We start from the raw sequence: 24,995 nt of genomic DNA, 5'->3' as shown, positions 1-24,995 counted from the left end.
GGCATTATTGTTATTGACGATGAAGGCGCTGCCTGCCATCGCGCTGGCATTGAAATTCAGGATCCCGCTGCTGTTGATATTCGCCGCCCCGGCCGTGCTGGTGTCGTTGAAGTTGATGGTCCCACCGGTATTATTGGTGATCGACGCGTTACCCGCGCTGGAAGAATTGGAAAACGTGATGGTTGCGAGGTTGTTGTTGGTGATGACGGCGCTGCCGGCCGACGCGCTGGTGTTGAAATTTACCGTCGCGCTGTTGGTGATGGTTGCCGTCCCGGCGTTGCTGGTGTCCTTGAAGTTGACGTTGGCTCCAGTCCCGCTGTTGGTGATGATTGCGGCCGCGGCGGTACTGGTGTTGTTGAAGTCGACAATGGCTCCGGTTCCGCTGTTGGTGATGGTCGAAGTGCTGGCGGTGCTCGTGAGGTTGAATGCGATCGTTCCGGTTGCATCATTTGTAATCTGGGCAGAACCCGCCGAACTCGAATTCTGAAAATTGAGGGTGGCGGCGTTGACGATTGTCGCCGCACCTGCCGTGCTGTTGTTGTTGAATTCCAGGTCGCCAGTGTTGTTGACGGTGGCGCTGCCGGCGGTGCTGCTGCCCGTAAGCGAGATAATGAAGGCGTTGTTGTAGATCACCGGCCCGGGACCAAAGCTGGCGGAACTGGAGTTCTGAAGCACCATCGCAGCGTTGGAGGTGGCGGCGACATCGAAGGTTTGCGTGGCTCCGATGTTATTGTTGGTGACGCCGGTGCCATTGATGAGAAAGGCATCGTTGGTGGTGATGGTGTAGGTTGAAGATGTACTGGTGAAATCGATGGTCCCAACCGTGACCAGCCCGTTGCTCGTGACACCGGTTACCGTGCTGACATCGAAGGTGGCGGTGCCATTGGGAACATTCGGACTGGACGTCCAGTTGGTTCCGGTCGTCCATTCGTTGGTTCCGGGAGCGTTCAGCCAGGTCCCGTCGACCGCATAGGCCGGCACCGCTCCGAGCGCGGTGGTCGCCAGCAACATGGCAAGCGATTGCCGCGCCACCCACCTCGGTCTTAGTCCATGTTTTGGTATCCGAATGATCACATCGGTCATGGCGCTCGTCTCGGTCGAATCGAGGGTGAATTTCAATTCACGCGTGCAACTCACGGCCCGCAAACATTCGATCGACCTGGATGCCGTGCTACCTGTCCAAACCAGCCCTGGGACGCGAACACCGTTGCATCATTCTCACAGCTCTACCGGTATGTGCAACGAAGCGTGCACATTTTTTGAGGGGGAACCGACTGGAAGGTCTGTTATTTTTCGCGGCGTGCCCGTTTGGCAACATTTTTGGCGGCCCGCGGGGGCTTAAACGATCCGAAAGGCGGTGTGAGTACTACTGCGATACCCTTCAAATGGTAACAGCTTGACGTTGATTCGCACTGCGTTGGCGGAGGCGAGATTTTGCCGCTAGGCTAACAATGGCGGGAGCGGCGCTGGCGCTTGCTTTGAAGGCCATTTCTCGGCTGGAAGGACTGACATGGTCAAGTGGCCCAAAATTCTCGGCTTTGCCCCGCTTTCCGGCGGGATGATGCTGGCCGGCCTGTCGTCGCAGCTTCTGGCTGCGACCTCGGCCACGCTCGATATCATCTCCGACGAAGCCGCTGCACCGGCCGTCGTTGAGATCGGCCGCCTGAAACCGATCGCGGGCCCGAACCGGCCGGCAACCCAGTCGTCGCTTCGCAGCGGAAATCCGCTTTGGGCGGTTCCGCTCTCGGTCCTGACCGCTACGCGCGAGCGGCCGATTTTCTCGCCCTCCCGGCACCCTCAGCCTGACGTGGTACCGGCCGTGGCCCAGATCCGGGCGCCCGCGCCGCAGAAAGCCGGGGAGCCGGAAAGGCCGCCTTTAGCCCTGGTCGGAGCCGCTGTCGGGGGGGACGATGCGATTGCCATTCTCCTCGATCGGACCAACCAGAAGGTGGTCCGTTTGCGTCAGGGCGAAAGCTATGCCGGCTGGCTGCTGAGCGCGGTCCTGCAGCGCGAAGTAACATTCAAGAAGGCCGATCGCACCGAGGTTCTTGTGCTCGGACCCTCAGGCGGCCCTGCGGGCGCTCCTGGCGCCCCCGCCGCACACGGCATGATCGTGGTGCCGGCCGCAGGCACGGGTACCGTGGTGCCGGCTGCAGGCACGGGCACGTCCTTTGCTCCCTTTGTGCCCCGTTCGACGCCGAAGAACGGGGAGCCAGACGGGCTGTGACCGGTTCGATTCGGCATCGCGTGGCGCCATACCGCGTTCGACACGTAGAGATTATCCGCAGGTTGTTGAGCCGCTCGAGCCAAGTCGCGACCTTGCACCAAGGCCGATCCCGCCAATCCCGCCAGAGCCTTTTCGGTTCTGATTGGAATCAGAACCGAGGCTCTGTTCTTTTGTTTTGACGCGTCTTCTTCACGCGAACCGGTATCCATCCCGGATCAGGTCCGGGGCAGGCTTGCGCTCGAAAACGCCATTGCCTTTGGCCGTCACGACTTCAGACTGGCCTGACGAATGAGATATTGCCCGTAACCCGTCGCTTTCATGGGCTCGGCAAGGCGCAGTAGCTGCTCGGCATCGATAAAGCCCTGAGCAAACGCGATTTCTTCCGGGCAGGCGATCTTCAGGCCCTGGCGCTTCTCGATGACGTAGATGAACTGCGAGGCCTCCAGCAGGGATTCGTGGGTGCCAGCATCGAGCCATGCATATCCGCGGCCGAACCGCTCGACATGGAGTTCGCCGCGCTCGAGATACCACTGGTTGAGATCGGTGATCTCGAGTTCGCCCCGCGCCGAGGGCTTCAGTTCGCGCACGACATCGACCACGCGCTCGTCGTAAAAATACAGCCCGGTGACGGCGTAGTTGGATCTCGGCGCTTCCGGTTTTTCGACGATGCGCAGGGGATGGTAGGAGGCGTCGAACTCAATCACGCCGTAGCGCTCGGGATCGTCGACCCAACAGGCAAAAACGGTTGCGCCCCGGGCCTGCTGCGCGGAAACGCCCAACAAGGCGCGTAGATTGTCACCATAGAAGATGTTGTCGCCAAGGATCAGCGCTGATGGATTGCCGGCGAGAAACTCCCTGCCGATCAAAAATGCTTCGGCAATGCCGCCCGGATGGTCCTGGATCGCATAGGACAGCTCGATCCCCCATTGCTGGCCGTTGCCGAGCAGGCGCTGGAATTGCGCAATCTCTTCCGGCGTGGTGATGATCAGGAGTTCGCGGATGCCGGCCAGCATCAGCGTGGTCAGCGAATAATAGATCAGCGGCTTGTCGTAGATCGGCAGCAATTGCTTAGAGGTGGCGAGGGTCAGTGGATAGAGCCGAGTTCCCCGGCCTCCGGCCAGAACGATCCCTTTGCGATTCATACGCCATGCTCTTCGTGTTCGCTGCCGCCCTGAATTCGGCGACGCCTCGTTAGCATGCGCCCTTCCGCACCTCAAAACGCTTTCATCAGAAGGACCCATCCACTTGTTCAATCAGCCACGTGCCCGGGCCTTGCAACCGTTGCAAGCTATTTGCATAAGCTCAGCTATATCAATAAGTTATCGGGCGCGCTTGATCGCGTTGCGCGCTCAAGGCCGCTGCTATAGCAATGCTCTTTGTGACGCTTGGCGTTGAAATCCTGCCATCACGACCAAAACCCTTACTTGGCGTCTCGCGCCAGCCGGCTCGGCGCGGTAAATCCTGTGGTTAGTTGCGAGGGCCATAATGCGGTTACTGATGCTCGGTTATTCCTCGATCGCGGAACGACGCGTCATTCCGGCCGCGGCGAAGGTTGCGGCGATCGACGAAATCTCGATTGCCAGCAGGAGTCGTTCACCGCCGGCGGGCTGGCCGAAGGCTGGACGCTTCTTTCGCGATTATGAGGCGGCGCTGCGGCACAGCGATGCGGAAATCGTCTACCTTTCGCTGCCGAACGCGATGCATGATCGATGGGTGATGTCCGCGCTCGGCGCCGGCAAGAACGTCATCGTCGACAAGCCGGCCATGACCACGTCGGAGGGCAGCGAACGTGCCGTGCAGGAAGCGCGGCGCATCAACCGTGTCCTGGCTGAGGCAACCGTGTTCGGCTACCATCCTCAGTTCGAGGCGCTCGCGGGTTTCATCGCCGAAAACGGTCCGCTGACGCACGTCGATGCCCAGTTCATCATTCCGCCGCTTCCGATCGCCAATTTTCGCAACCACAGCGAGCTTGGCGGCGGGTGCCTACAGGACATGGGGCCCTATGGCGCCGCGGTGATGCGGATGGTCGGCGGCGGTCCGCCCTCGCATCTTGCGGCGCTGGCAGGCGGCAGCCATCCCGACACCGGCGTTGACATGGGCTTTTCAGTACAGGCGCGGCTGGCGAATGGCGGGATCTTTTCCGGCCATTTCAGCTTCGAGGGGGAGTACCAAAACCGCTTGCTTGTTGTGGCACGGTCGGGCTCCGTGATAATGGATCGCGTGTTCAGCCCTCCCGCTGATTACCGAATGGAATGGCGCCAGCGTATCCGCAATGTCGAGAGCGTCATAACATTTGACGTCGCAGATACTTTCGTACGCTTCCTGGAGGCGGTCACGGCTGCGGTCGCAAACGGTGACCGCGAGCGCTTTCATGGCGATCTCATGGCCGACGCCGCGTGCCGGGCCCGCATCGCCCAAGCCCTCGCAACTCAGTGATCCATGAAATCGTGCGGGTGAGAAAATAATGCCAATCAACGTCTGGGACTATCGGCGTGAATACGAGGAGTTGCGCGAGGAGATTCTTGCAGCGGTGGATCGCGTATTCCGATCCGGTCGCCTCGTTCTCAGTCAGGAGGTTGTCAGATTCGAGCGCGAGATGGCAGCCTATCTCGGCGTCGCCGGCGGTGTGGGCGTCAACAGCGGAACCGACGCCATCACCATCGCATTGGCCGCATTGGGTGTGAAAGCCGGCGACGAAGTCATCACCGTGCCCAATACCGCGGTGCCGACGGTTTCCGCGATCCGCACGCTCGGCGCCACGCCGGTGTTCGTCGATGTGCGCGACGACGACTTCCTGATGGATGTCGAACAGATCGAGGCGGCGATAACGCCGCGTACCACGGCGATCGTTCCGGTTCACCTCTATGGCCAGTGCGTCGATCTCGATCCACTCATGGCCGTTGCCCGGCGGCACGGGCTTAAAGTGATGGAGGACTGTGCGCAGTCGCAAGGCGCGCTTTATAAGCAGCGGCAGTCTGGCAGTATCGGCGACGCGTCATCTTTCTCATTTTATCCGACCAAGGTGCTCGGGGCGTATGGCGACGGCGGCATGGTGATGAGCAATGCGGAGGCGGTAACCCGTGCGGCGCGCAGTCTTCGCTTCTACGGCATGGAAACCCAGTATTATTCCGAGCGGCACGGCTACAACTCCCGTCTCGACGAAGTGCAGGCGGCAATTTTGTCGCTCAAGCTGCCGCGGATCGACGGATGGATCGAGCGCCGCCGCGCCATCGCCGCGCGCTACGACCAGGCGCTCGCGGGGACCGGCCTGGTGCCCCCGCGCGAGAACGCGCACAGCCGCCATGCCTATTACGTCTACGTGGTCGAGCATCCGACCGACCGCGACGGCGTGCTGGAGCGATTGGCCAAGCGGGACATCAACTGCAACGTCTCCTACCGCTGGCCTATTCATATCATGCGCGGCTTTGCCGATCTCGGTTACCGCGAAGGGCAATTCCCGGTCGCGGAGCGCAAGGCGCGCCGGGTATTCTCGTTGCCGATGTATCCACACCTCGGGGCCGAGGAGGTCGACACGGTGATCGCGGCCCTGAAGGAGGTCGCCTGATGGCAGAGCGCGCGCATCTCGACTGGTTTCGCGAGCGAGTGGCGGCCTCACGCGAGATCGAGCACAAGGATGCTGCGCCGATCCTGGCCTGGTGCGAGAATCTGCGCCATTCAATTCAGTTCAGGGCCGACCTGATCGGCCTTGACGCGGTTCGCGGCTGGCTGCGCGACGAGCGAGGTAATTGGCGTCACCAGAGCGGGCAATTTTTCGGCGTCGAAGGTGTGAGGGTAGAAAGCGGCGGCCTGCGGGAGGTGGCCGCCTGGGACCAGCCGATCTATACCCAGCCGGAGGGCGGCGTCCTCGCCATGCTCGCCCGCGAAACCCCGGCGAAAGGGGTCGAGTTTATGCTGCAGGCCAAGGCGGAGCCGGGAAATATCGGCGTGCTGCAGCTCTGTCCCACCATCCAGAGCACATGGTCGAATATCAAGCGCGCGCACGCCGGCAAACGGCCGCCGATGGTGGAAGTGCTCACCGCCAAAGCCGGCATCCGGATCGTGTATCGGGCGGAGCACAATGAAGAGGGCGGCCGGTTCTGGCGCAAGTCGAATGAAAATGTTGTTGTGTTCCTGGAAGATGAACGCGTGATCGAAACCGATACGGCGATGTTTTACTGGGCCAGTCTCAGTCAGATCAGGCAACTCGCCTTGATGGACAATGTGCTCAGTCCGTTCGTGAAGACCATTCTCCTGCCAATATAACAGCGGGCTGTCGCGTGGTTACGCTCAGCCCTGCTTTGCCGGCCGCGTGGGCTTTGCGACCTTTGCGATACGTTGGGTTGCCAAAATTCTGCAATCAGTATATCTGCCAACCAAAAGTCGCAGGTCGTAGCACGCAAAATCCGCCCGTTGGGTTTTCGTCACTTGCTGACAGCTGTCGGGACACCGAACTTGTGAGGCTCTTCCAGAATTGCAGATATTATCCTTCGCTGCGCCCGAGGCTACGCGAACTGTCCAAGAACTGCGCGACATTCGGCGATCGAATCAACGCTTTCCTCGATTTCCGTGAGTCGGCGGCGCACATTCTTCTACCCGTCGATCAGCGGGCCGAATGGGCGTTTTTCACCAATGGCGATGATGCAGAGGTTCAGAAGCTCTGGGCGCGTGCGCACGGCCTGAGTTCGCGCGCATCATTGAGCGATATCCTGAAAGCCCAGATCGAAGAGCACCGCGCCGAAATATTCTACAATCTCGACGCAACAGGCTGGAAAGCGGACTTCGTCAAGGGGCTGCCGGGATGCGTAAAGAAGATCATCGCCTGGCATGCCGCACCTTTCAACAACGTATCGTTTGCCGGCTATGACCTCGTGGTGTGTAATTTTCCGTCGATTCTGGCGGCTCTGAAGCGGCAGGGATGCCGCACGGAGACGTTCTTTCCGGCCCACGATCCGGAACTGAAGCCGTTCGCAGCGCGCGAGCATCGGCCGGTCGATGTGCTGTTCGTCGGAGGGTATTCACGCCATCACGCGCGGCGGGCGGCGGTTTTGCAGGCCGTGGCGCAACTGGCCGGAGAGTACAGGATTGTGTATCATCTGGACCGGTCCCGGCTGTGCCGGCTGGCGGAATCTCCGCTCGGACGATTTCTGCCTCTGGCGCGGCACCGCCGGCCTGCGGCCATCAGGACCATCACGAAGCAGCCAAGATTCGGGCGGGACTATTACGATTTGCTTGCCTCCGCCAAAATCGTCCTGAACGGTTCGATCGATATGGCCGGCGGGGACCGCGGCAACATGCGCTGCTTTGAGGCGCTGGGCGCCGGCGCCTTGCTGCTGTCGGACGCAGGCAATTATCCGGAGGGCATGAGGGATGATCGGACGATCGCGACCTACAACTCGCCGGAGCAGGCCGTAATGCAGGTCAGACGCTTGATCCAGGACTCCGAAAGAAGACTGCGCATCGCGCGCGCGGGCCACGAAATGGTATCCGAGCTTTATTCAAAAGTGGCTCAATGGCAGCGCTTCGAGGCGCTGGTTGCCTCGATCTAGAAGGCCGATCATGTCAGACAGCTTTATTCCAATTTCGAAGCCGTTCATCGGGGCCCGCGAAAAGGAGCTTGTTCTTGATGCGCTGAATTCCGGATGGGTTTCCTCGATCGGAAAATACATCGATGAGTTCGAGGCAGGCTTTGCGCGCTATTGCGGCACCAAATATGCCATCGCGGTGAGCAACGGCACCACAGGCCTTCACCTCGCGCTCGCGGCGCTTGGACTCAAACCGGGCGATGAGGTCATCGTTCCGGATTTGACCTTCGTGGCGACGGCGAATGCCGTCGCCTATACCGGGGCAACGCCTGTTCTCGCCGACATCGCCCCTGACACCCTGTGTATCGATCCTGCCTCGGTCAGGTCGCTGCTCTCGGAACGTACCAAAGCGATCATTCCGGTCCATCTCTATGGTCATCCGGCCGACATGGACGCCGTGATGGAAATTGGCGACGCCCACGGTATTGCTGTCATCGAAGACGCAGCCGAAGCGCATGGCGCGGAATACAAGGGCCGCAGGGTCGGCGGCATCGGCAAATGCGGCGTGTTCAGCTTTTATGGCAACAAGGTCATTACCACAGGCGAAGGTGGGATGGTGACGACCAATGACCCTGAATTCTGCGAGCATGCAAGACGGCTGCGTGACCATGCCATGAGTCCGCGGCGGCGATATTTTCACGAAGAGCTGGGATTTAACTATCGCATCACCAATCTGCAGGCGGCGCTGGGCGTGGCGCAGCTGGAACGCATCGGCGATTTCCTCGACCGCCGCGCGGAGATCATGAGCTGGTACCGTTCGCAGATCGCCACCACGGAAGGCGTTCGGCTGAACCGGGTAAAAAACTGGGCCAAGAGCGCGTTCTGGATGGTGTGCCTGGAGGTTGACTGGTTGGACGAAGCGCGGCGGGATGAATTGATGCAGAGACTAAAGGCGCGTGGCATCGACACCCGCCCATATTTTTGCGCGCTGTCCTCGATGCCGATGTACAGGCAGCCGCCGCTTCCGGTCGCGGCGCGCAAGTCGCGGACCGGCCTCAATCTGCCGTCCTATTACGAGCTGACGCAGCCTGAGGTGCGGCGCATCGGCGCGGAGGTGAACCGGATTCTCAGAGAGCTGGGCCCGTTTTGAAAGCAGCGGCATGCGTTCCGGGTCGGGTGATGGCGCCGCCCGCGATTGCGGTCTGACGTGTCACCATCAGCCGGGCTCGGCGGGCCGGGACGGCTTGCACCCACAGACGGAGTAACGGACGTGACGATCAAGCTCGGCGTTGTCGCGCTCGCCGGACCCGACAATGGCGGAACCTACCAGTATACGCTGTCCACGTTGCAGGCTCTGCGCCATACCAGCGGTTTTGAGATCACGCTCTATGGTGATCCGCAAAATCCGGACTTTGTCGAATTAGGTTACCCGATCCGTCGCTTTGCGGAATCCCGGGCCCAGCAATTGGCGGCGCTGACGGCTCGCAAGCTGCGGATCAGCCTGCCTGACCCATTTGGTTCTGAGGATATCCTGCTGGCCCCGATTTATTCGCTGGCACTGCTGCACACGTCGAAGCCTTATGCCTATACGCTGCACGACCTTCAGGAGAACTATTTGCCCCGCAATTTTTCCTGGTGGCGGCGGACCTGGCGGTATCAGGTCTATGCGGAGCTGTCGGGACGAGCGCGGCGCGTTATCTGCGAATCCAGCCACGTAAAAATGGGCATCCATCGTTTCTTTGATGTTCCCGAAGCGCGGATCGCGGTGATTGCGGCGCCTCCGCTGCGCCAGTTCCTCGAAGACCAGTCCAACGAGCGGTTGCGGGCCGTGCGAATCCGGCTGCGGCTGCCGGCGAGGTTTTTGTTCTATCCGGCTCAGTTCTGGGCGCACAAGAATCATTTGCGCCTGATCGAGGCGTTTCGGCAGGTCGTGGCCGAGGTGCCCGATTTGAAGCTGGTGCTGACCGGAAAAAAATACCAGGCCTATGACGCGGTGATGCGGGCGATCGACACATTGGGCCTGGGCGAGCAGGTTCTTCATCTCGGCTATGTGGCGCAGGATGACTTGCGCGGGATCTACCAGCTCGCGACCGCCTTGGTAATGCCGTCGCTGTTTGAAAGCATAAGCATTCCGATCTACGAGGCATTTCAGGTTGGAACGCCGGTTATTGCATCCGGTATCCTGGCCATCCCGGAGCAGGTCGGCGATGCCGGCCTGCTGTTCGACCCGGAATCCGTCGCATCGATCAGAGCAGCCATTCTAAGGATTGTAAACGACCCCGAGACGGCGCGCTTGCTTGGAGCAAGGGGACGAGACCGGATGCTGGCGATGACGCCGGAGCGCTATGGCGCCCAATTGCAGGAGCTATTGCGGCAGCTGCGATAGCGGAGCGCGGCCGCCGCCGACGAGGATTCAAAATTCGAAGACGAAATCGGGGAGCCCGGGATGATTGGGACGGTCCAATCCGGGGATCGGATAGCGCGAGCGCGATGGCGACGGCGCCGAATTGTAGAAGCGCTTGTTGAGGAAGGTAATTTCCGGAGCAATCGGAAAATTGAACGGGGCAATCCCGCCCATGTTGTTGCCGTGAATATGCACGATATGGAAGTCACGCTTGGCCTTCTCGATCAGAGAATTGAACAGGCCAGAGACGATATCGACGTCATGGAATTCGATCGCCATCGCCACGATCGTTCCGGAATGCCGGAGCAGGTCTTCAAGGACGCGATACTCGCTTCCCTCGATGTCCATCTTCACAAAGACCTGACATTGCGCCGGTAGCCGGCCGAAGGCATCCGCCACGGTCGCGCTGTTGTCCTGGTGGTCGCGCCAGATCCTCTGTTTGAAGTGAATTCGATCCACCCGGAAAAAAAGCAGGTAATCGATCCACCTGAAGGCCTTCGGCAGTGCGCTTGCCCTGAACAGCAGGACGAAACGCAGCAACTGACCGACCGAAAACTGGACCGCCGTCAGCAGCGAGACCGTGTGGTCGTAACAGTGGATCAGGGCCTTGGCATTATGCCGCTTGAAATCGCGCTCAAAAGTCCAGTCGTGGGAAAGGCCGAACGAGAGCAATGCATTGGCTGCGGCGACCGCTTCCAGCGGGACGACATATCCACCGTCATTTTCGGCTCCGATCCGCACAAGCGACTCGCACGCGACGGGATGCAAATCCGACAGCTCAATCGGATTGTCGCCAGCAGTCCGGGCCTTCGCATATGCATCGATCGGAATCACGCTTGCGACAACCCTGTCTGTAAAGTCGGTTCACAGCCGAAACCGGGCATCGTGGAACGGAGCTGGTCTACCTGATGTCCTAGACCGCGACACGAAAGCCGTAGTTCCTGTCGATCCACGCCTTGTAGCCGCCGCTGGTCACCTCGCGCCACCAGTCTTCCCGGTCAAGGTACCAGCGGATGGTCTGCCGGAGTCCGTGCTCGAACCCGACGCTGCACCGATTGCCGAGCTCGGCGGCGAGCTTGGCGGCATCGATCGCATAGCGGTGGTCATGGCCGGGCCGGTCGGTCACGTAGCCGATGAGCGAGCGGCAGGCGGCCCCCTTAGCCGCGGGACACGAGGGAAAGCGCGCGGCAAGGCGGGGATCATCGGCGAAAGCATCGTCGAGCGTGTCGCAGATCGCGCCGACCACGTCGCGGTTGTTTTGTTCGTTGCCGCCACCGATATTATAGGTCTCGCCGATGCGGCCTCGTTCGATCACGGACATCAGGGCGTCGCAATGGTCGGAGACGTGCAGCCAGTCGCGGATGTTGGAGCCGTCGCCGTAGATCGGCAGCGGTTTTCCCTCCACTGCGTGAATGATCATCAGCGGAATCAGCTTCTCGGGGTGCTGGTAGGGGCCGTAATTGTTCGAGCAATTGGTAATCATCGCGGGCATGTCGTAGGTCGTGACGAAAGCGCGCACCAGATGGTCGCTCGCGGCCTTGCTTGCAGCGTAAGGCGAATTGGGGCGGTAGGGCGAGGATTCCGAAAAGGCCGGATCGCCCGGTCCGAGCGAGCCGTAGACTTCGTCGGTCGATACGTGCAGGAAACGTGCGCAACCGATCAGGTCTGACGAGCGCCACGCATCCAGCGCCGCCTGGAGCAGGGTGAACGTGCCGAGCACGTTGGTTTTCAGGAAAGCTTCGGGATCGACGATCGACCGATCGACATGAGATTCGGCGGCGAGGTGAGCGACGCGCGTGAAGCCATGCTCGTCGAACAGCAATCGTACCAGTGCGGCATCGCCGATGTCGCCCTTGACAAACTGAATGCTGCGATCCGCGATCAGCGGTTCGAGACTTCGCAGGTTTGCCGCATAGGTCATGGCATCGAGGACCATCAGCCGGTCGTCCGGACGCGCCGCGCGCCAGGCATGCACGAGGTTCTGGCCGATGAAACCCGCGCCGCCGGTGATCAGGACGCGCTGCATCGGAGGTTTCGGATTGTCCAACACTCGAAAATGCTTCCTTGAACCGGATAGCCCGCCGCCATTCCGCTGGAGATCCGGCCCGGAAACCCAACGATGTCGTTCGGCCAAATGCACGAACCAGCCGAACAATCCGGCTGCCCGAGGCTGCTATTCCGTCGCGGTCGAGTGATAATCGCTATGATTTTGATCGTCAATAGTGGGACAAATACGGCATCTCATGTTACTTGCAGATCCCCGCGATCGGATTTTGCGGACGATTGCAGAGGGAAGCTTCAATGATGATCAGATTTGGCCTGCTCGGCTGCGGGCGCATCGCGAAGCGCCATTCCGATTTGCTGGGCGGCAACCATATCGATCGGGCAACGCTTGCGGCGGTCTGCGATCCCGTCGCCGCGCGCGCCGACGCCATCGCGTCGAGGTACGGCGTTCCCGCGCATTATGATATCGAGGATTTTCTGGCGCGGAAGGACATCGATGCCGTCGCGGTCCTGACCCCGAGCGGCATGCACCCGCAGCATGTCATCGCCTGCGCCCGGGCCGGCAAGCACGTCGTGGTCGAAAAGCCGATGGCGCTGCGGCTGCAGGATGCCGACGACATGATGCGCGCCTGCGATCTGGCCGGCGTCAAGCTGTTCGTGGTCAAACAGAACCGCTTCAACGTTCCGGTCGTCAAGGCGCGCGAGGCGCTGGAGGCCGGACGGTTCGGCCGTCTCGTTCTGGGTACCGTTCGGGTGCGCTGGTGCCGGGACCAGGCCTACTATGATCAGGATGACTGGCGCGGCACCTGGGCCTTTGATGGCGGCGTGCTCTCGAACCAGGCCAGCCATCATGTCGACATGCTGGAATGGTTTTTCGGCGATGTGGTCAGCGTTCATGCCCGCGCCATCACTGCGCTTGCCAGGATCGAAGCCGAGGATACCGCGGTGGCAACCCTGAAATTCCGCAGCGGCGCGCTGGGTATCATCGAGGCGACGACGGCGGCGCGGCCGAGGGATCTCGAGGGATCGCTGTCGATTCTGGGCGAGAGGGGCACGGTGGAAATCGCGGGTTTCGCGGTCAATCAGATCAGGCACTGGAGTTTCGTCGACGAGCTTCCGAGCGACAAGGACGTGCTGGAGAAATATTCCGTCAACCCGCCGAACGTCTATGGCTTCGGCCATCAGGCCTATTATCAGCACGTGATCGACTGTCTGGTCCATCAACACGCCGCGCTGGTTGACGGAATTGAGGGCCGCAAAAGCCTCGAATTGATTTCGGCGCTCTATGAATCGATCGAGACCGGCGAGGAAGTTCCGCTGCACTTCACCCCGCGTCTGTGCCGGCTCGGTGTGACGCCGTGAACCCGCCCGATATCCGAAAGGCCTGCCTGCGCGATGTCGAATTCGGCGCGCGGGTCAGGGTCATCGAACCCTGCAATCTCTATGGCTGCAGCATCGGCGATGATTGCTTCGTCGGGCCGTTTACCGAAATTCAGAACGGCGCGGTCATTGGCGCCCGCACCCGCGTGCAGTCGCATAGCTTCATCTGCGAACTGGTGACGATCGGCGAAGATTGTTTTGTCGGCCATGGCGTGATGTTCATCAACGACACTTTTGCAACTGGCGGCCCTGCGGGCGGCCGCAGGGAACTGTGGCGCGAGACCGTGATCGGCAACCGGGTTTCGATCGGTTCCAACGCCACCATCATGCCGGTGCGCATTGCCGACGATGTGGTCATCGGGGCGGGCGCGGTCGTGACCCGCGACATTACGGCGGCCGGAAGCTATGCGGGAAACCCGGCGCGCCGGCTCAAGTCGCAATCATAGAAAGGCGATCAATGCCGGTACCATCAGCGGATTTGCAGCTTCAGTATCAGACCATCAAGACCGAGATCGACGCCGCGATATCAGCCGTGATCCGCGACAGCGCCTTCATTCGCGGGCCGTTTGTCGATGCCTTCGAACGGGAATTTGCGGCCGCGGTTGATATCGGCCATTGCATATCGTGCGCCAACGGCACCGACGCGCTCTACCTGGCGATGGCCGCGCTGCGCGTCAAACCGGGCGACGAAGTCATCACCACGGCGCATTCGTGGATCAGCACTTCGGCCATGATCACCCATTCGGGCGCCGACGTCGTGTTCTGCGACACCGACGGCCAAACCTTCACGATCGATCCCGCTGGCGTAGAGGCTGCGATCACGCCGCGCACGGTCGGCATTATTCCGGTTCATCTTTACGGCCAGCCGGCCGATATGGACGCGATCATGGCGATCGCGGCCAGGCACGGGCTCTGGGTCATCGAGGATTGCGCGCAGGCCCATCTGGCGCGCTACAAGGGCCGGCAGGTCGGCACCTTCGGCTCTGCTGCGACCTATTCGTTCTACCCGGGCAAGAATCTGGGTGCGATGGGCGACGCCGGCGCCGTCGTCACCAACGACCGCGCACTGGCCGAGCACATCACCATGCTTGCCCGCCACGGCGGCCTCAGCAAGCACCAGCACCGCATCGAAGGCATCAACAGCCGGCTCGACGGCCTGCAGGCGGCAATCCTGTCGGCCAAACTGCCGCATCTTCCAAAGTGGACAGAAGCGCGCCGGCAGGCCGCTGCTATCTATGATGCCGGTCTCAATCAGATCGAGGATGTCGTGATTCCCGCGGTCGCGCCGGAGCGTAGCCACGTCTATCATCTCTATACGATCAAGCACCCGCGCCGCGACGCGCTGGCGGCGCATTTGAACGCAAAGGGGGTGCAGACCGCGGTCAATTATCCGACCGCGTTGCCCTTTCTCGAAGCCTACAGCCGGCTCGGTCACCGCCCGGAACAGTTTCCGAACGCGTATGGTCAGCAGAGCAAGATACTGTCGCTGCCGATGTTCGCCGAGATCACCCGGGAGCAACTGGACCAGGTCATCACTCTGGTGCGCGCGTTTCAGGCCGGCGATCGCTGACCGGAGCGATCAGGACGGCTTGCGCTCGTCCGAGATCACCTTGCCATCGTTCGGCAGACTTCCCGGTGCCACCAGCTCGACAGCGCCCTGAAGTTTTGTCGTTGCGCGCAGCGTGGCAGCGGTCTCGCTGCGAAGCGCCTCGCCCGGCGCCGCACATTCGGCCCAGAGCGTCATCGCATCGGTTTCGCCCTCGCGCGTCACGACCAGGCGGAGCCGCCCCAGCTGCGGGTGGCGCTTGCCGATTTCGGCGATCTGCTCGGGCCGCACGAACATGCCCTTGACCTTGGTGGTCTGGTCGGCGCGTCCCATCCAGCCCTTGATCCGCAGGTTGGTCCGTCCACACGGGCTTCCGCCGGGCATGGCAGCCGTCAGGTCGCCGAGCGCGAGCCGAATCCAGGGGTGGTCAGGATCAAGCGAGGTGACGACGATCTCGCCGACGTCGCCCTCGGCGACGGGGTCGCCGGTGCCGGGCCGCACGATTTCGAAGATCAGATCCTCGTTGACCACCATGCCTTCGCGGGCTTCCGTCTCGAAGGCGATCAGGCCGAGATCGGCGGTGCCGAAGGCCTGATAGGCATCGATGCCGCGCGACTTTATCGCGTCCTGCAGCGACTTTGGAAATGCGGCGCCTGATACCAGCGCGCGCCTGATCGAGGAGAGGGCGCGGCCTGCGGCGTCGGCTGTGTCGAGCAGGATTTTGAGGAAATCCGGCGTGCCGCTGTAGCCGACCGGGCGATAGGCCTCGATCACCTCGAACTGGGCGTCGGTATTGCCGGGGCCGGCGGGAATGACCGCGCAACCGAGCGCGCGCGCCGAGGCGTCGAAAATGAAGCCGCCGGGAGTCAGGTGATAGCTGAAAGTGTTCAGCACCACGTCGCCACGCCTGAATCCCGCCGCGAACAGCGCCCGGGCGCCGCGCCAGGGGTCGGCATGGAGAGGCTCCGGCTCGAAAATCGGGCCCGGCGATGTAAACAGCCGCCCAAACGAGCTGGGAAGCCCGCTGACGAGGCCGCCGAACGGCGGCGCGGCCTTGTGCAGGGCGGGGAGATCGGACTTGCGCAGCACCGGCAAGCGCGCCAGCGCCGTCCGGCTGGTGATGTCGGCGGGATCGACGTCCCTGAGGCGCTCGGCATGGGCGGGGGCGACCATCGCCTTGCGCAGCACCCCCGGCAGCCGCGAAAACAGCTCCGCTTCCCGTTCGGCGGGACTTCGGGTTTCGCGCACGTCGTAGTGGTCGGTCATCGTCGATCCCTGCGTGGCCGGAGCGATTGGCGGGTGGTAAGTGGCGAGGTCGTAATTCGGTCAGCTGGCCGCGGCTAGGAGCAGCGCCATGTTACATGATATCAGACCACAAATAAGACGCAGCGTATCGGTGCTGCGCATCCGCCGGGAAAGGCCATGGTTGAAACAAATCCTGTGACAACGGCAAACCTGACCGACGCGGGCGATATCGTCGCGGTTCTGAAGAACCGCATCGTCGACCATTCGCTGCCGTTATGGTCGGGCGCGGGCTGGAATCGAACGACCGGCGGCTTCGTGGATCGGCTCGATCCGGAAGGCCGCGCCGACCTTGCCGCCCCCCGGCGTGTCTTGGTGCAAGCCCGGCAGATCCATTGCTTCGCCGTGGCGGCGCAAATCGGCTGGTATCCCGAGGGCCGCCAGATCGCGCTGAAGGGGCTCGAATATCTGTTGACCAAAGCGAAAAGCCCCGACGGCCAGCCGGGCTTTGTCCATACGCTTTCGCCGGACGGCAGGGTGCTGCATCCGCTGCGCGATAGCTATGACCACGCCTTTGTCATGCTGGCACTGGCAAGCGTTTATGCGCTGGACCGCGACGCGCAGGTCCGCGCCGAAATCGACGCGCTGCTTTCATTTCTGGATCACAGGCTGCGCTCGCCCCACGGCGGCTTCCTGGAAGGATGGCCGGCGTCGATGCCGCGGCGGCAGAACCCGCAGATGCATCTGTTCGAAGCCATGATCGCAGCGTTCGACGCGACCCATGAGGCGGCGTTCCAGAATCGCGCCGGGGAATTCTTTGCGCTGTTTCTCGCCAATCTCTACGACAAGCAAACCAATGTGCTTGGAGAATATTTCGAGGAGGATTGGTCGAGGATCGAGCCGGTCTGCGTCGAACCCGGACATCAGGCGGAATGGGTCTGGCTGCTCCGGGGTTTCGAACGAATTACGGGTTGTCCGACCGGGCGGCATCGCGCCGCGCTGCTGGCTTCGGCGCTGCGTTATCGCGACGAGGCGACGCAATGCCTGACCGATGAGGGCGACGCCGCGGGCAATATCAGGAGGCATAGCCGGCGGCTGTGGCCGCAAACTGAAATCGCCAAGGCCTGGATCGCGCAGGCCGAGGCGGGCGAAACGGGCGCCGCCGAACAAGCCCGCGCGGCATTAGCGCGGCTCGAACGGCATTATCTCAGGCATCCCGTCGCCGGCGGCTGGTACGATCAGTTCGATCGCGACGGCCGCTCGCTGGTGGCTACGATCCCGGCGTCGTCGTTTTATCACGTGCTTGGCGCGGTCGCGGAAGCCGAACGGGTGCTGGGCTGAAGCCCGGAATGACGACGAGGGAAAGCGGGCTCACAGCCATCGCTTCCGTCTTTTAAAACTTTTCAGATTCTTAAAACTCTTGCGCTGATCACCGGCGCCGCCGAGATAAAACTCCTTGACGTCTTCATTGTCGCGCAGCTCGGAGGCCGTGCCGTCGAGCACCACCTTGCCCTGTTCCATGATGTAGCCGTGGCTCGCGACCGATAGCGCGGCGCGGGCGTTCTGCTCGACCAGCAGGATCGTGACGCCGAGATCGCGGTTGATCTGCCGGATGATTGCGAAGACTTCCTTGACCAGCAAGGGCGACAATCCCATCGACGGCTCGTCCATCAGGATCATCTTCGGGCGCGCCATCAGCGCGCGGCCGATCGCCAGCATCTGCTGTTCGCCGCCGGAGAGGTAGCCGGCGAGCCCGGTACGCTCCTTCAGGCGCGGGAAGTAATTATAGACCATCTCGATATCGGCGCCGACTTCGCCGTCACGGCGGGTAAACGCCCCGAGCCGCAAGTTTTCCAGCGACGTCATGTCGGAGATGATGCGGCGGCCCTCCATCACCTGGAAGATGCCGCGGCGCACGATCTTGTCGGGATCGATGCCATTGATGCGCTCGCCGTTGAACACGATTTCGCCACGGGTGACTTCGCCGTCTTCGGTCTTGAGCAGTCCGGAGATTGCCTTCAGCGTCGTCGACTTGCCGGCGCCGTTGGCGCCGAGCAGCGCCACGATCGCGCCCTGCTGGACTTCGAGGCTTAGACCCCGCAGCACCAGGATGACATCGTCATAGACCACCTCGATATTGCGTACGCTGAGCAGCGGGGCAGCGGCGGTCAGGACTGTTGGCGGGTTCGTGGCGGCGGTGGCTTCAGTCATGGCGTGTTCCGGCAGCCGGTAAAGCGCCGCGCTCGGTTCCACCCCCTGCCCGTCATCACCCGCGAAAGCGGGTGATCCAGTATTCCAGAGGCGCCTGGGCTAAATCGATAGGGCCGCGGCGTACTGGATCCCCGCCTTCGCGGGGATGACGACAGAGTGGATTGGGCGCTCTGTGGACAATCTCGGCCGTTACCTTACCACCCGAACCATTCCGGCTTGCGCGGCAGTTCCACGGTCTTGACCTTCTCCAGCTTGATGGTGCCCTTGGCCATGAGATCGTTGAGATCGCCATCGGTCGGCCCCGAGATTTTCGCGCGGTAGAGATCGACCTTGAGCATGGCGCGATGGTCCTTCTCGGTCCAGGTCGAGGGATTGCAGACGCCTTCCATGCCGGCCGGCACCCAATCCTTTTTCTGGTAGAAGCCTTTGGCCACGTTTTCTCCGGTGGCGCCGCCGTTACCCGCGGCCCACTCGATGGCTTCCTTCATGTATAGCGCGGTGCAGACCGCCGCGATGTAGTGCACGGGACGATAGACCTTGCCGGTCGGGTCCGACATCTTGGAAATTTCCATCACGGTTTTCATGCCGGGCGCGTTTCCGCCCCAGCCGACCGCGGTGCGCAACGGGAAGATGACGCCGTCGGCGGCATCGCCGGCCGCCTTGGCGGCGTTCTCATCCATGCCCCAGACGTTGCTGAGGAACTGGACGTCGACACCGGCGGTCTTGCAGGCTTTCATGACCGAGATGTTGGAGGCGGCGGTGTTGCCGAGATAGGCGTAATTGGCGCCGGAACTCTTCAGGCTGAGGCACTGTGCGCTGTAGTCGCCCGGCGCCAGCGCGAATACCAAAGGCGGCAGCACGTCGAAGCCGAGCTCGGTCGCGAGTGCCTCGCCGGCGGCCTTGGGCGCGTTGGGATAGGGGTGGTTGGCGCCCATATGCACGAATTTCGGTTTGCCCGGCTTGCCCTTGGCCTTCCAGTCTTCGGCCGCCCAGGTCAGTTCAGCGCGCAGCGCATCCGAGTAGCTCGGGCCATAGAAGAAATTATAGGGCGCGGGTTTTGCCTTGCCGCTGGTGCCCTCGGGATCGGTCAGGGCGGCGGCGTAGGAACCTGAGATATCCGGGATCTTGTCCTGCGCCAGAAAGCCGGTCAGCGCTTCGGTGTCCGCCGTGCCCCAGCCCACGATCGCCGCGACCTTGCCGTCGGGGGCGGACCACTTCTTGTAGAGCGCGATCGCGCGCGGCACCTGATAGCCGTAATCGTTGGTATCGACGTTGAGCTGCTTGCCGCCGACGCCGCCGTTCTTGTTGACCCAGGCGAAAGTATCGGCGACGCCCTGCCCGAAGGGCGTGCCGACGTCCGAGGTGCCGCCGGAATAATCCGCAAGATGGCCGATCGCGATCTGCGCCTGCGCCACCGACGCCGCGCCGCCGAGCAGCAGCGCCAGCGAAACCGTGCGCAACAGGGATTTCATCGTCATGTCCTATTTCCTCCGTCAGGTTTGTTGGGTGCGATTGTAGCCCGTCTTGTTCCAACCTCAATGCGAAAACGGGTAGAGTTTCCAGTAGGTCTTGATCTGGCGCCAGCGATGCGCCAGCCCGTCCGGTTCGAACATCAAGAATGCGATGATGATCAGCCCGATCGCGATCTCGCGCAAAAACGTGATGTTGTTGTTGAGCGACAGCGCCTTGTCGATCGCGCTGCCCTTGAGGCCCTGGCTGATCCACTCGATGGATTCCGGCAGCAGCACCACGAAGGCGGTGCCCATCAGCGTGCCCATGATCGAGCCGGTGCCGCCGATGATGATCATCGCCAGAAACAGGATGGAACGTTCGATGCCGAAACCCTCGTTGGAGACAACCAGCTGGTAATGCGCGTAGAGCGCGCCGGCGATGCCGGCAAAGAACGCCGCCAGTCCAAACGACAGCGTGCGGTATTTTGTCAGGTTGATGCCCATGATCTCGGCGGAGAGGTAATGGTCGCGGATCGCCACCAGCGCGCGGCCGTCGCGGGTGCGCATCAGGTTGGTGACAAGAAGGTAGCTGACCACGACATAGGCCAGCACGACGTAGAAATATTGTCTGTCGCCGCGGAAGGTGTAGCCCAGAATCGAGAATGGATTGGCGCTGGCCGGCACCGAGCCGCCGGAAAACCAATCGGCGCGCGAGAAGAAATCGAGCAGGATGTATTGCGCGGCCAGCGTTGCGATAACGAGATAAAGTCCCTTCAGCCGCGCTGCCGGCACGCCGAAGATGAGGCCGACCAGCGCCGTCACCACGCCCGCCAGCGGAATGGCGAAGAATACCGGGATCGGCAGATTGTTCGAAATATAGGCCGAGGTGAAGGCGCCGAACAGAAAGAACGCGGCGTGGCCGATCGAAATCTGCCCGGTAAAGCCGACCAGGATGTTGAGGCCAAGGGCCGCGATGGCGAAGATGCCGATCTGGATCAGGATGCTGAGCCAGTATTCGGTCAGCACCAGCGGCGCAAAGCAGACCAGTACGATGCCGAGGATCGCGGCATTGCGGCTGGTCGTGGTCGGAAAGATCGTGGTGTCGGCCGCGTAAGTTGTGCGGAAGTCGCCGGCCGGGATCTGCGAGGGAGTTGCCATGCGATTTAGATCCGCTCGATGTCTTTGGTGCCGAACAGGCCGTAGGGTTTGATCATCAGGATGATGATCAGCACGTAGAACGGCGCGATCTCGTAAAGATTGCCCCAGTGCAGATATTCGCTGTCGACATACTGCGCGGCGTTTTCGAGCAGCCCGATGATGATGCCGCCGAGCACCGCGCCTCCGATCGAGTCGAGCCCGCCCAGGATCGCCGCCGGAAATACCTTGATGCCATATTCGGACAGGCCCGACGACACGCCGTTGACGACGGCGACCACGACGCCCGCCACCGCAGAGATGGTGGCGGAGATCGCCCAGGCCATCGCGAACACGTTCTTGACGGAAATGCCGAGCGACTGCGCCACCTGCTGGTTGAAGGCGGTGGCGCGCATCGCCAGGCCATATTTCGAGACCCGGAAAAACCAGGCCATGCCGATCATCATCGCCACCGAGACCACGAGGCTCATCACATAGACGGTCTGGATCTGCAGGCCGAGGAAGCTCAGGGATTGGCTGGTGAACACCCGCGGGAACGGCTGTGGATTGACCCCGAATATCCATTTCAGCGCCGCCTGGAACACCGTCGACAGCCCGATCGTGACCATGATCACCGAAATGATCGGCTCGCCGATCATCGGCCGCAGGATCACGATCTGGATCGCGATGCCGAACACGAACATGAAGGCGAGCGTCAGCGGCATGCCGACCCAGAACGGCACCTGGTATTTTGTCAACAGCGTCCAGCACACCCAGGCGCCGACCAGGAGCAATTCGCCCTGCGCGAAGTTGACCACTTGCGTGGCCTTGTAGATCAGCACAAACGACATCGCGACCACGCCATAGAGCGTGCCGACCACGAGGCCGTTGACCAGGAGCTGGATCAGGAACTGCAGGTTCATGTTATCATGCGAGGTGCTAACCTCTCCCCGCTTGCGACCGCAAGCGGGGAGAGGTGATGCGGCGGCATCGCGCTTGGCTCTCCTCGGCCCGCGCTTGACGACGCGAAGTATCGCCAAACGCAGGCCGGGTGAGGAGGGGTTCCGCAAGCGCGGAATGCTGAAGTGAGTCCCCTCATTCCGCGGCCTCGGCCATTGCCGCAGCGCCCGTCAAATCCACCACCCCAAGCGTGGTGCGGACGCGCTGGGTGGTGCCGTCCTGGAAGCGGATCACGGTGTCGACGGCAATCTCGCGCTTGCCGGCATAGATGGCGTCGATGATGTCTGCGTATTTTTCATTGATGACGCTGCGGCGGACCTTCCGGGTGCGCGTCAATTCGCCGTCGTCGGCGTCGAGCTCCTTGTAGAGCAAAAGGAACCTGGAAATGCGCTGCGCCGGCGGCAGCGTGGCGTTGACGGTTTCGACTTGCTGCCGCAGCAGCGCGTAGACTTCCGGCCGCGAGGCGAGGTCGGTGTAGGTGGTGAAGGCAATGCGTTTTTTCTCGGCCCATTTCGCGATGATCGAGAAGCGGATGCAGATCATCGCCGCGAGTGCCTCGCGGCCGGCGCCCAACACCACCGCCTCGGCGATGTAGGGCGAGAATTTCAGCTTGTTCTCGATATATTGCGGCGAGAAACGCTCGCCGCGCGCGGTTTCCGCGAGATCCTTGATGCGGTCGATCACCACGAGCTGCTTGTTGGCGTTGAAATAGCCGGCGTCGCCCGACTGCATCCAGCCATCTTTGACGTCGGCGGCGGAGGCTTCCGGGCTTTTGTAGTAGCCGAGAAACATGTTGGGGTGGCGGACCACGATCTCGCCGACGCCATGAATGTCCGGATTCTCGATACGGATTTCGATGTTGTCGGCCATCGCTACGCCGGTCGTATCGGGGTCGACCTTGCCGAACGGATGCAGCGTGTAGGCCCCTAGCAATTCGGTCTGGCCGTACAGCGTACGCAGCGGCACGCCCATGGCTTGAAAGAATTTGAAGGTGTCGGGACCGAGCGCGGCGCCGCCGGTCGCCGCCGAGCGCAGTCGCGTGAAGCCCAGGCGGTCGCGCAACGCGCGGAACAGCAGCCTATCCGCGATGGCAGAATGGCCGCCCCGGGCGAGCGCCGATAGCCCGGTCTTCATGCCAAGCTCATAGAGGCGCTGTTTCAGCGGCGAGGAGTCCATCACCCCGGCGCGGACATCGGCGGCGATAGCTTCCCAGACCCTTGGCGCGAACAGGACAAACGTCGGCGCGATCTCGCGGAAATCGTTCATCATGGTGTCCGGCCGTTCGACGAAGTTGATCTTCATCCGGCACAGCAGGCCTTTGCCGAGCACATAGACCTGTTCCATGATCCACGGCAGCGGCAGCACCGAGACGTATTCGTCTTCGGGCCCCTTGGGATCGAATTCAAGATAGGCCGCGCAATGCCGCAGCACCCGCCCCGCCGCCAGCATGGCGAGTTTCGGATGCGCCGTGGTGCCGGAGGTGGTGCAGAGGATCGCAACATCCTCGCCAGAGGTTGCGTCGACCAATTGGTCGTAGAGGCCGGGCTCGCGGGCGGCGCGGTCGCGCCCCATTGCGGCCAGCTTGTCGGCTGCCATCAGGCGGGGATCGTCATATTTCCGCAATCCCCGCGGATCGGAATAAACAATGTGTCTGAGGTTGGGCACGCGGTCGGCGAGCGTCAGCAGCTTGTCGACCTGCTCCTCGTCCTCGGCGAACACCAGTCTGGCCTCGCCATAGCTCAAGAGATAGGCCGCTTCCTCATCCAGCACGTCGCGATAGAGACCAAGGCTCATGGCGCCGATGGCGTGGCTGGCGATTTCGGCCGCCACCCAGTCCGGCCGGTTGTCGCCGATGATGCCGATGACGTCGCCGCGGCCGAGGCCGAGCCCGGCCATGCCGAGGGCAAAGTCGTGCACCCGCCTCTGATAATCGTCCCAGCTGAAGGGTTTCCAAAGTCCAAGATCCTTTTCGCGCAGCGCGATCTGGCCGCCATGCTCGCGCGCGTTGAGGCGCAACAGTTTTGGGTAGGTATCGGCCTTGGCGACGCGGCCGGCATAATCCATCATGCCGCGCTCTCCGCGGGCGCCGGCGCATCATTCGGATCGACCAGAACTTCGTCCTCTTCGCCGAGATAAGCGCGCTTGACATGGGGATCGGCCAGCACCGCGGCAGGATCGCCTTCGGCGATCTTGCGGCCGAAATCCAGCACCATGACGCGGTGGGAGATATCCATCACCACGCCCATGTCGTGCTCGATCATCATCACCGTCATGCCGAACTCTTCGTTGAGATCGACGATGTAGCGCGCCATGTCCTCCTTTTCCTCGAAGTTCATGCCGGCCATCGGCTCATCGAGCAGGATCAGCTGCGGCTCCAGCGCCATCGCGCGCGCGAGTTCGACACGCTTGCGCAAGCCGTAAGGCAGCGTGCCGGCGGTGGCCTTGCGCACCGATTGCAGGTCGAGGAAGTCGATGATCTCCTCGACCTTGCGGCGATGCTCAAGCTCCTCGCGCCGTGCGCCGGTGAACCAGTAGAGCGATCCCGTGATGAAATTGTTCTTCAACAAATGATGCCGCCCGACCATGATGTTGTCGAGCACGCTCATATGATGAAACAGCGCGAGGTTCTGGAAGGTGCGGCCGATGCCGAGCCGGGGCCGGGCGTTGGGATTGAGCGCGGTGATGTCCTGCCCGCGATAGAACAATTGCCCCTCGGTCGGCCGGTAGCGGCCCGAGATGCAGTTGACGATCGAGGTCTTGCCGGCGCCGTTGGGCCCGATGATCGAGAACAACTCGCCCTCATTGACGCCAAAGCTGACTTCGGTGAGCGCACGCACGCCACCAAAGCGCAGTGACACCCCGCGCACTTCCAAACCGTAAGCCACTTATTCCTCCAGATACGGCGCTTGACGCG

Annotated in this window: 21 protein-coding genes and 1 pseudogene; 11 read left to right on the top strand and 11 right to left on the bottom strand. The window is 62.0% G+C overall.

Features of this window, described 5'->3' with window-relative positions; genetic code table 11:
- A pseudogene (locus ABSG20_RS05435) lies at nucleotides 1-1,083 on the bottom strand (autotransporter); the annotation flags it as partial.
- Between the two features lie 427 nt (nucleotides 1,084-1,510).
- Between ABSG20_RS05435 and ABSG20_RS05430 the strand changes: the two are divergent.
- Nucleotides 1,511-2,227 carry a hypothetical protein gene (locus ABSG20_RS05430; RefSeq protein WP_423863471.1) on the top strand — a complete coding sequence of 239 codons (717 nt, stop codon included), beginning with the start codon at nucleotides 1,511-1,513 and terminating at the stop codon, nucleotides 2,225-2,227.
- Between the two features lie 263 nt (nucleotides 2,228-2,490).
- Here ABSG20_RS05430 and rfbA read toward each other — a convergent pair whose 3' ends face one another.
- The gene (gene rfbA, locus ABSG20_RS05425; protein ID WP_423863470.1) at nucleotides 2,491-3,369 is read right to left on the bottom strand and encodes a glucose-1-phosphate thymidylyltransferase RfbA; all 879 of its coding nucleotides are present in this window, start codon (nucleotides 3,367-3,369) and stop codon (nucleotides 2,491-2,493) included.
- Between the two features lie 343 nt (nucleotides 3,370-3,712).
- On the opposite strand from rfbA, the gene ABSG20_RS05420 reads away from it, so the two are divergent.
- The 6 genes from ABSG20_RS05420 (at nucleotide 3,713) to ABSG20_RS05395 (ending at nucleotide 10,135) form a co-directional block, all read left to right on the top strand.
- A complete protein-coding gene (locus tag ABSG20_RS05420; protein WP_423863469.1) occupies nucleotides 3,713-4,663 on the top strand; it encodes a Gfo/Idh/MocA family protein in 951 nt (316 codons plus the stop codon).
- Nucleotides 4,664-4,691: 28 nt separating this feature from the next.
- Nucleotides 4,692-5,792, top strand: a complete 1,101-nt coding sequence (locus tag ABSG20_RS05415; RefSeq protein ID WP_423863468.1) for a DegT/DnrJ/EryC1/StrS family aminotransferase — start codon at nucleotides 4,692-4,694, stop codon at nucleotides 5,790-5,792.
- Complete coding sequence (locus ABSG20_RS05410) at nucleotides 5,792-6,490, top strand: NDP-hexose 2,3-dehydratase family protein (protein WP_423863467.1); 699 nt, start codon at nucleotides 5,792-5,794, stop codon at nucleotides 6,488-6,490. Before ABSG20_RS05415 ends, ABSG20_RS05410 begins: the two co-directional genes overlap by 1 nt.
- Nucleotides 6,491-6,681: 191 nt before the next feature.
- A complete protein-coding gene (locus tag ABSG20_RS05405) occupies nucleotides 6,682-7,773 on the top strand; it encodes a glycosyltransferase family protein (protein WP_423863466.1) in 1,092 nt (363 codons plus the stop codon).
- Nucleotides 7,774-7,783: 10 nt separating this feature from the next.
- On the top strand, nucleotides 7,784-8,899 hold the full coding sequence (locus ABSG20_RS05400; RefSeq protein ID WP_423863465.1) for a DegT/DnrJ/EryC1/StrS family aminotransferase: 1,116 nt from the start codon (nucleotides 7,784-7,786) through the stop codon (nucleotides 8,897-8,899).
- 120 nt (nucleotides 8,900-9,019) lie between these two features.
- Nucleotides 9,020-10,135, top strand: a complete 1,116-nt coding sequence (locus ABSG20_RS05395) for a glycosyltransferase family 4 protein (RefSeq protein ID WP_423863464.1) — start codon at nucleotides 9,020-9,022, stop codon at nucleotides 10,133-10,135.
- Nucleotides 10,136-10,162: 27 nt separating this feature from the next.
- On the opposite strand, the gene ABSG20_RS05390 is transcribed toward ABSG20_RS05395, so the two are convergent.
- Nucleotides 10,163-10,894, bottom strand: coding sequence for a class I SAM-dependent methyltransferase (locus tag ABSG20_RS05390; protein WP_423863463.1), 732 nt, complete (start codon nucleotides 10,892-10,894; stop codon nucleotides 10,163-10,165).
- Between the two features lie 172 nt (nucleotides 10,895-11,066).
- On the bottom strand, nucleotides 11,067-12,179 hold the full coding sequence (rfbB, locus tag ABSG20_RS05385; RefSeq protein ID WP_423863462.1) for a dTDP-glucose 4,6-dehydratase: 1,113 nt from the start codon (nucleotides 12,177-12,179) through the stop codon (nucleotides 11,067-11,069).
- A 275-nt stretch (nucleotides 12,180-12,454) separates the two neighbouring features.
- Here rfbB and ABSG20_RS05380 point away from each other — a divergent pair, with 275 nt between their 5' ends.
- Genes ABSG20_RS05380 through ABSG20_RS05370 form a run of 3 tightly spaced genes read left to right on the top strand, consistent with a single transcriptional unit; the run spans nucleotide 12,455 to nucleotide 15,107 of the window.
- Entirely contained in the window at nucleotides 12,455-13,519 is a 1,065-nt protein-coding gene (locus tag ABSG20_RS05380) for a Gfo/Idh/MocA family protein (protein WP_423863461.1), read from the top strand.
- Nucleotides 13,516-13,983, top strand: a complete 468-nt coding sequence (locus ABSG20_RS05375; protein ID WP_423863460.1) for an acyltransferase — start codon at nucleotides 13,516-13,518, stop codon at nucleotides 13,981-13,983. The genes ABSG20_RS05380 and ABSG20_RS05375 overlap by 4 nt, the downstream gene beginning before the upstream one ends.
- Nucleotides 13,984-13,994: 11 nt before the next feature.
- Complete coding sequence (locus tag ABSG20_RS05370; protein WP_423863459.1) at nucleotides 13,995-15,107, top strand: DegT/DnrJ/EryC1/StrS family aminotransferase; 1,113 nt, start codon at nucleotides 13,995-13,997, stop codon at nucleotides 15,105-15,107.
- Between the two features lie 9 nt (nucleotides 15,108-15,116).
- On the opposite strand, the gene ABSG20_RS05365 is transcribed toward ABSG20_RS05370, so the two are convergent.
- The gene (locus tag ABSG20_RS05365) at nucleotides 15,117-16,349 is read right to left on the bottom strand and encodes a phenylacetate--CoA ligase family protein (RefSeq protein ID WP_423863458.1); all 1,233 of its coding nucleotides are present in this window, start codon (nucleotides 16,347-16,349) and stop codon (nucleotides 15,117-15,119) included.
- Nucleotides 16,350-16,505: 156 nt separating this feature from the next.
- Here ABSG20_RS05365 and ABSG20_RS05360 point away from each other — a divergent pair, with 156 nt between their 5' ends.
- Nucleotides 16,506-17,666 (top strand): AGE family epimerase/isomerase, encoded by a 1,161-nt coding sequence (locus ABSG20_RS05360; protein WP_423863457.1) that lies wholly within the window; start codon nucleotides 16,506-16,508, stop codon nucleotides 17,664-17,666.
- A 30-nt stretch (nucleotides 17,667-17,696) separates the two neighbouring features.
- On the opposite strand, the gene ABSG20_RS05355 is transcribed toward ABSG20_RS05360, so the two are convergent.
- The 6 genes from ABSG20_RS05355 to ABSG20_RS05330 all read right to left on the bottom strand — a co-directional run bounded on the left by ABSG20_RS05355 (nucleotide 17,697) and on the right by ABSG20_RS05330 (nucleotide 24,966).
- Nucleotides 17,697-18,536, bottom strand: coding sequence for an ABC transporter ATP-binding protein (locus ABSG20_RS05355; protein ID WP_423863456.1), 840 nt, complete (start codon nucleotides 18,534-18,536; stop codon nucleotides 17,697-17,699).
- A gap of 194 nt (nucleotides 18,537-18,730) precedes the next feature.
- Nucleotides 18,731-20,014: an ABC transporter substrate-binding protein gene (locus ABSG20_RS05350; RefSeq protein WP_423863455.1), complete on the bottom strand. Its 1,284-nt coding sequence runs from the start codon at nucleotides 20,012-20,014 to the stop codon at nucleotides 18,731-18,733.
- A 57-nt stretch (nucleotides 20,015-20,071) separates the two neighbouring features.
- The gene (locus tag ABSG20_RS05345; protein ID WP_423863454.1) at nucleotides 20,072-21,145 is read right to left on the bottom strand and encodes a branched-chain amino acid ABC transporter permease; all 1,074 of its coding nucleotides are present in this window, start codon (nucleotides 21,143-21,145) and stop codon (nucleotides 20,072-20,074) included.
- 5 nt (nucleotides 21,146-21,150) lie between these two features.
- On the bottom strand, nucleotides 21,151-22,044 hold the full coding sequence (locus ABSG20_RS05340; protein WP_423863453.1) for a branched-chain amino acid ABC transporter permease: 894 nt from the start codon (nucleotides 22,042-22,044) through the stop codon (nucleotides 21,151-21,153).
- Nucleotides 22,045-22,216: 172 nt separating this feature from the next.
- Nucleotides 22,217-24,148, bottom strand: coding sequence for a long-chain fatty acid--CoA ligase (locus ABSG20_RS05335; protein ID WP_423863452.1), 1,932 nt, complete (start codon nucleotides 24,146-24,148; stop codon nucleotides 22,217-22,219).
- Complete coding sequence (locus ABSG20_RS05330) at nucleotides 24,145-24,966, bottom strand: ABC transporter ATP-binding protein (protein ID WP_423863451.1); 822 nt, start codon at nucleotides 24,964-24,966, stop codon at nucleotides 24,145-24,147. Before ABSG20_RS05330 ends, ABSG20_RS05335 begins: the two co-directional genes overlap by 4 nt.
- Nucleotides 24,967-24,995: the final 29 nt, after the last annotated feature.

It is taken from the genome of Bradyrhizobium sp., from assembly GCF_049512235.1.
Lineage (GTDB): Bacteria > Pseudomonadota > Alphaproteobacteria > Rhizobiales > Xanthobacteraceae > Bradyrhizobium.
The sequence above is the reverse complement of the archived record's forward strand: the minus strand, read 5'-3'. Positions and strand labels throughout refer to the sequence as shown.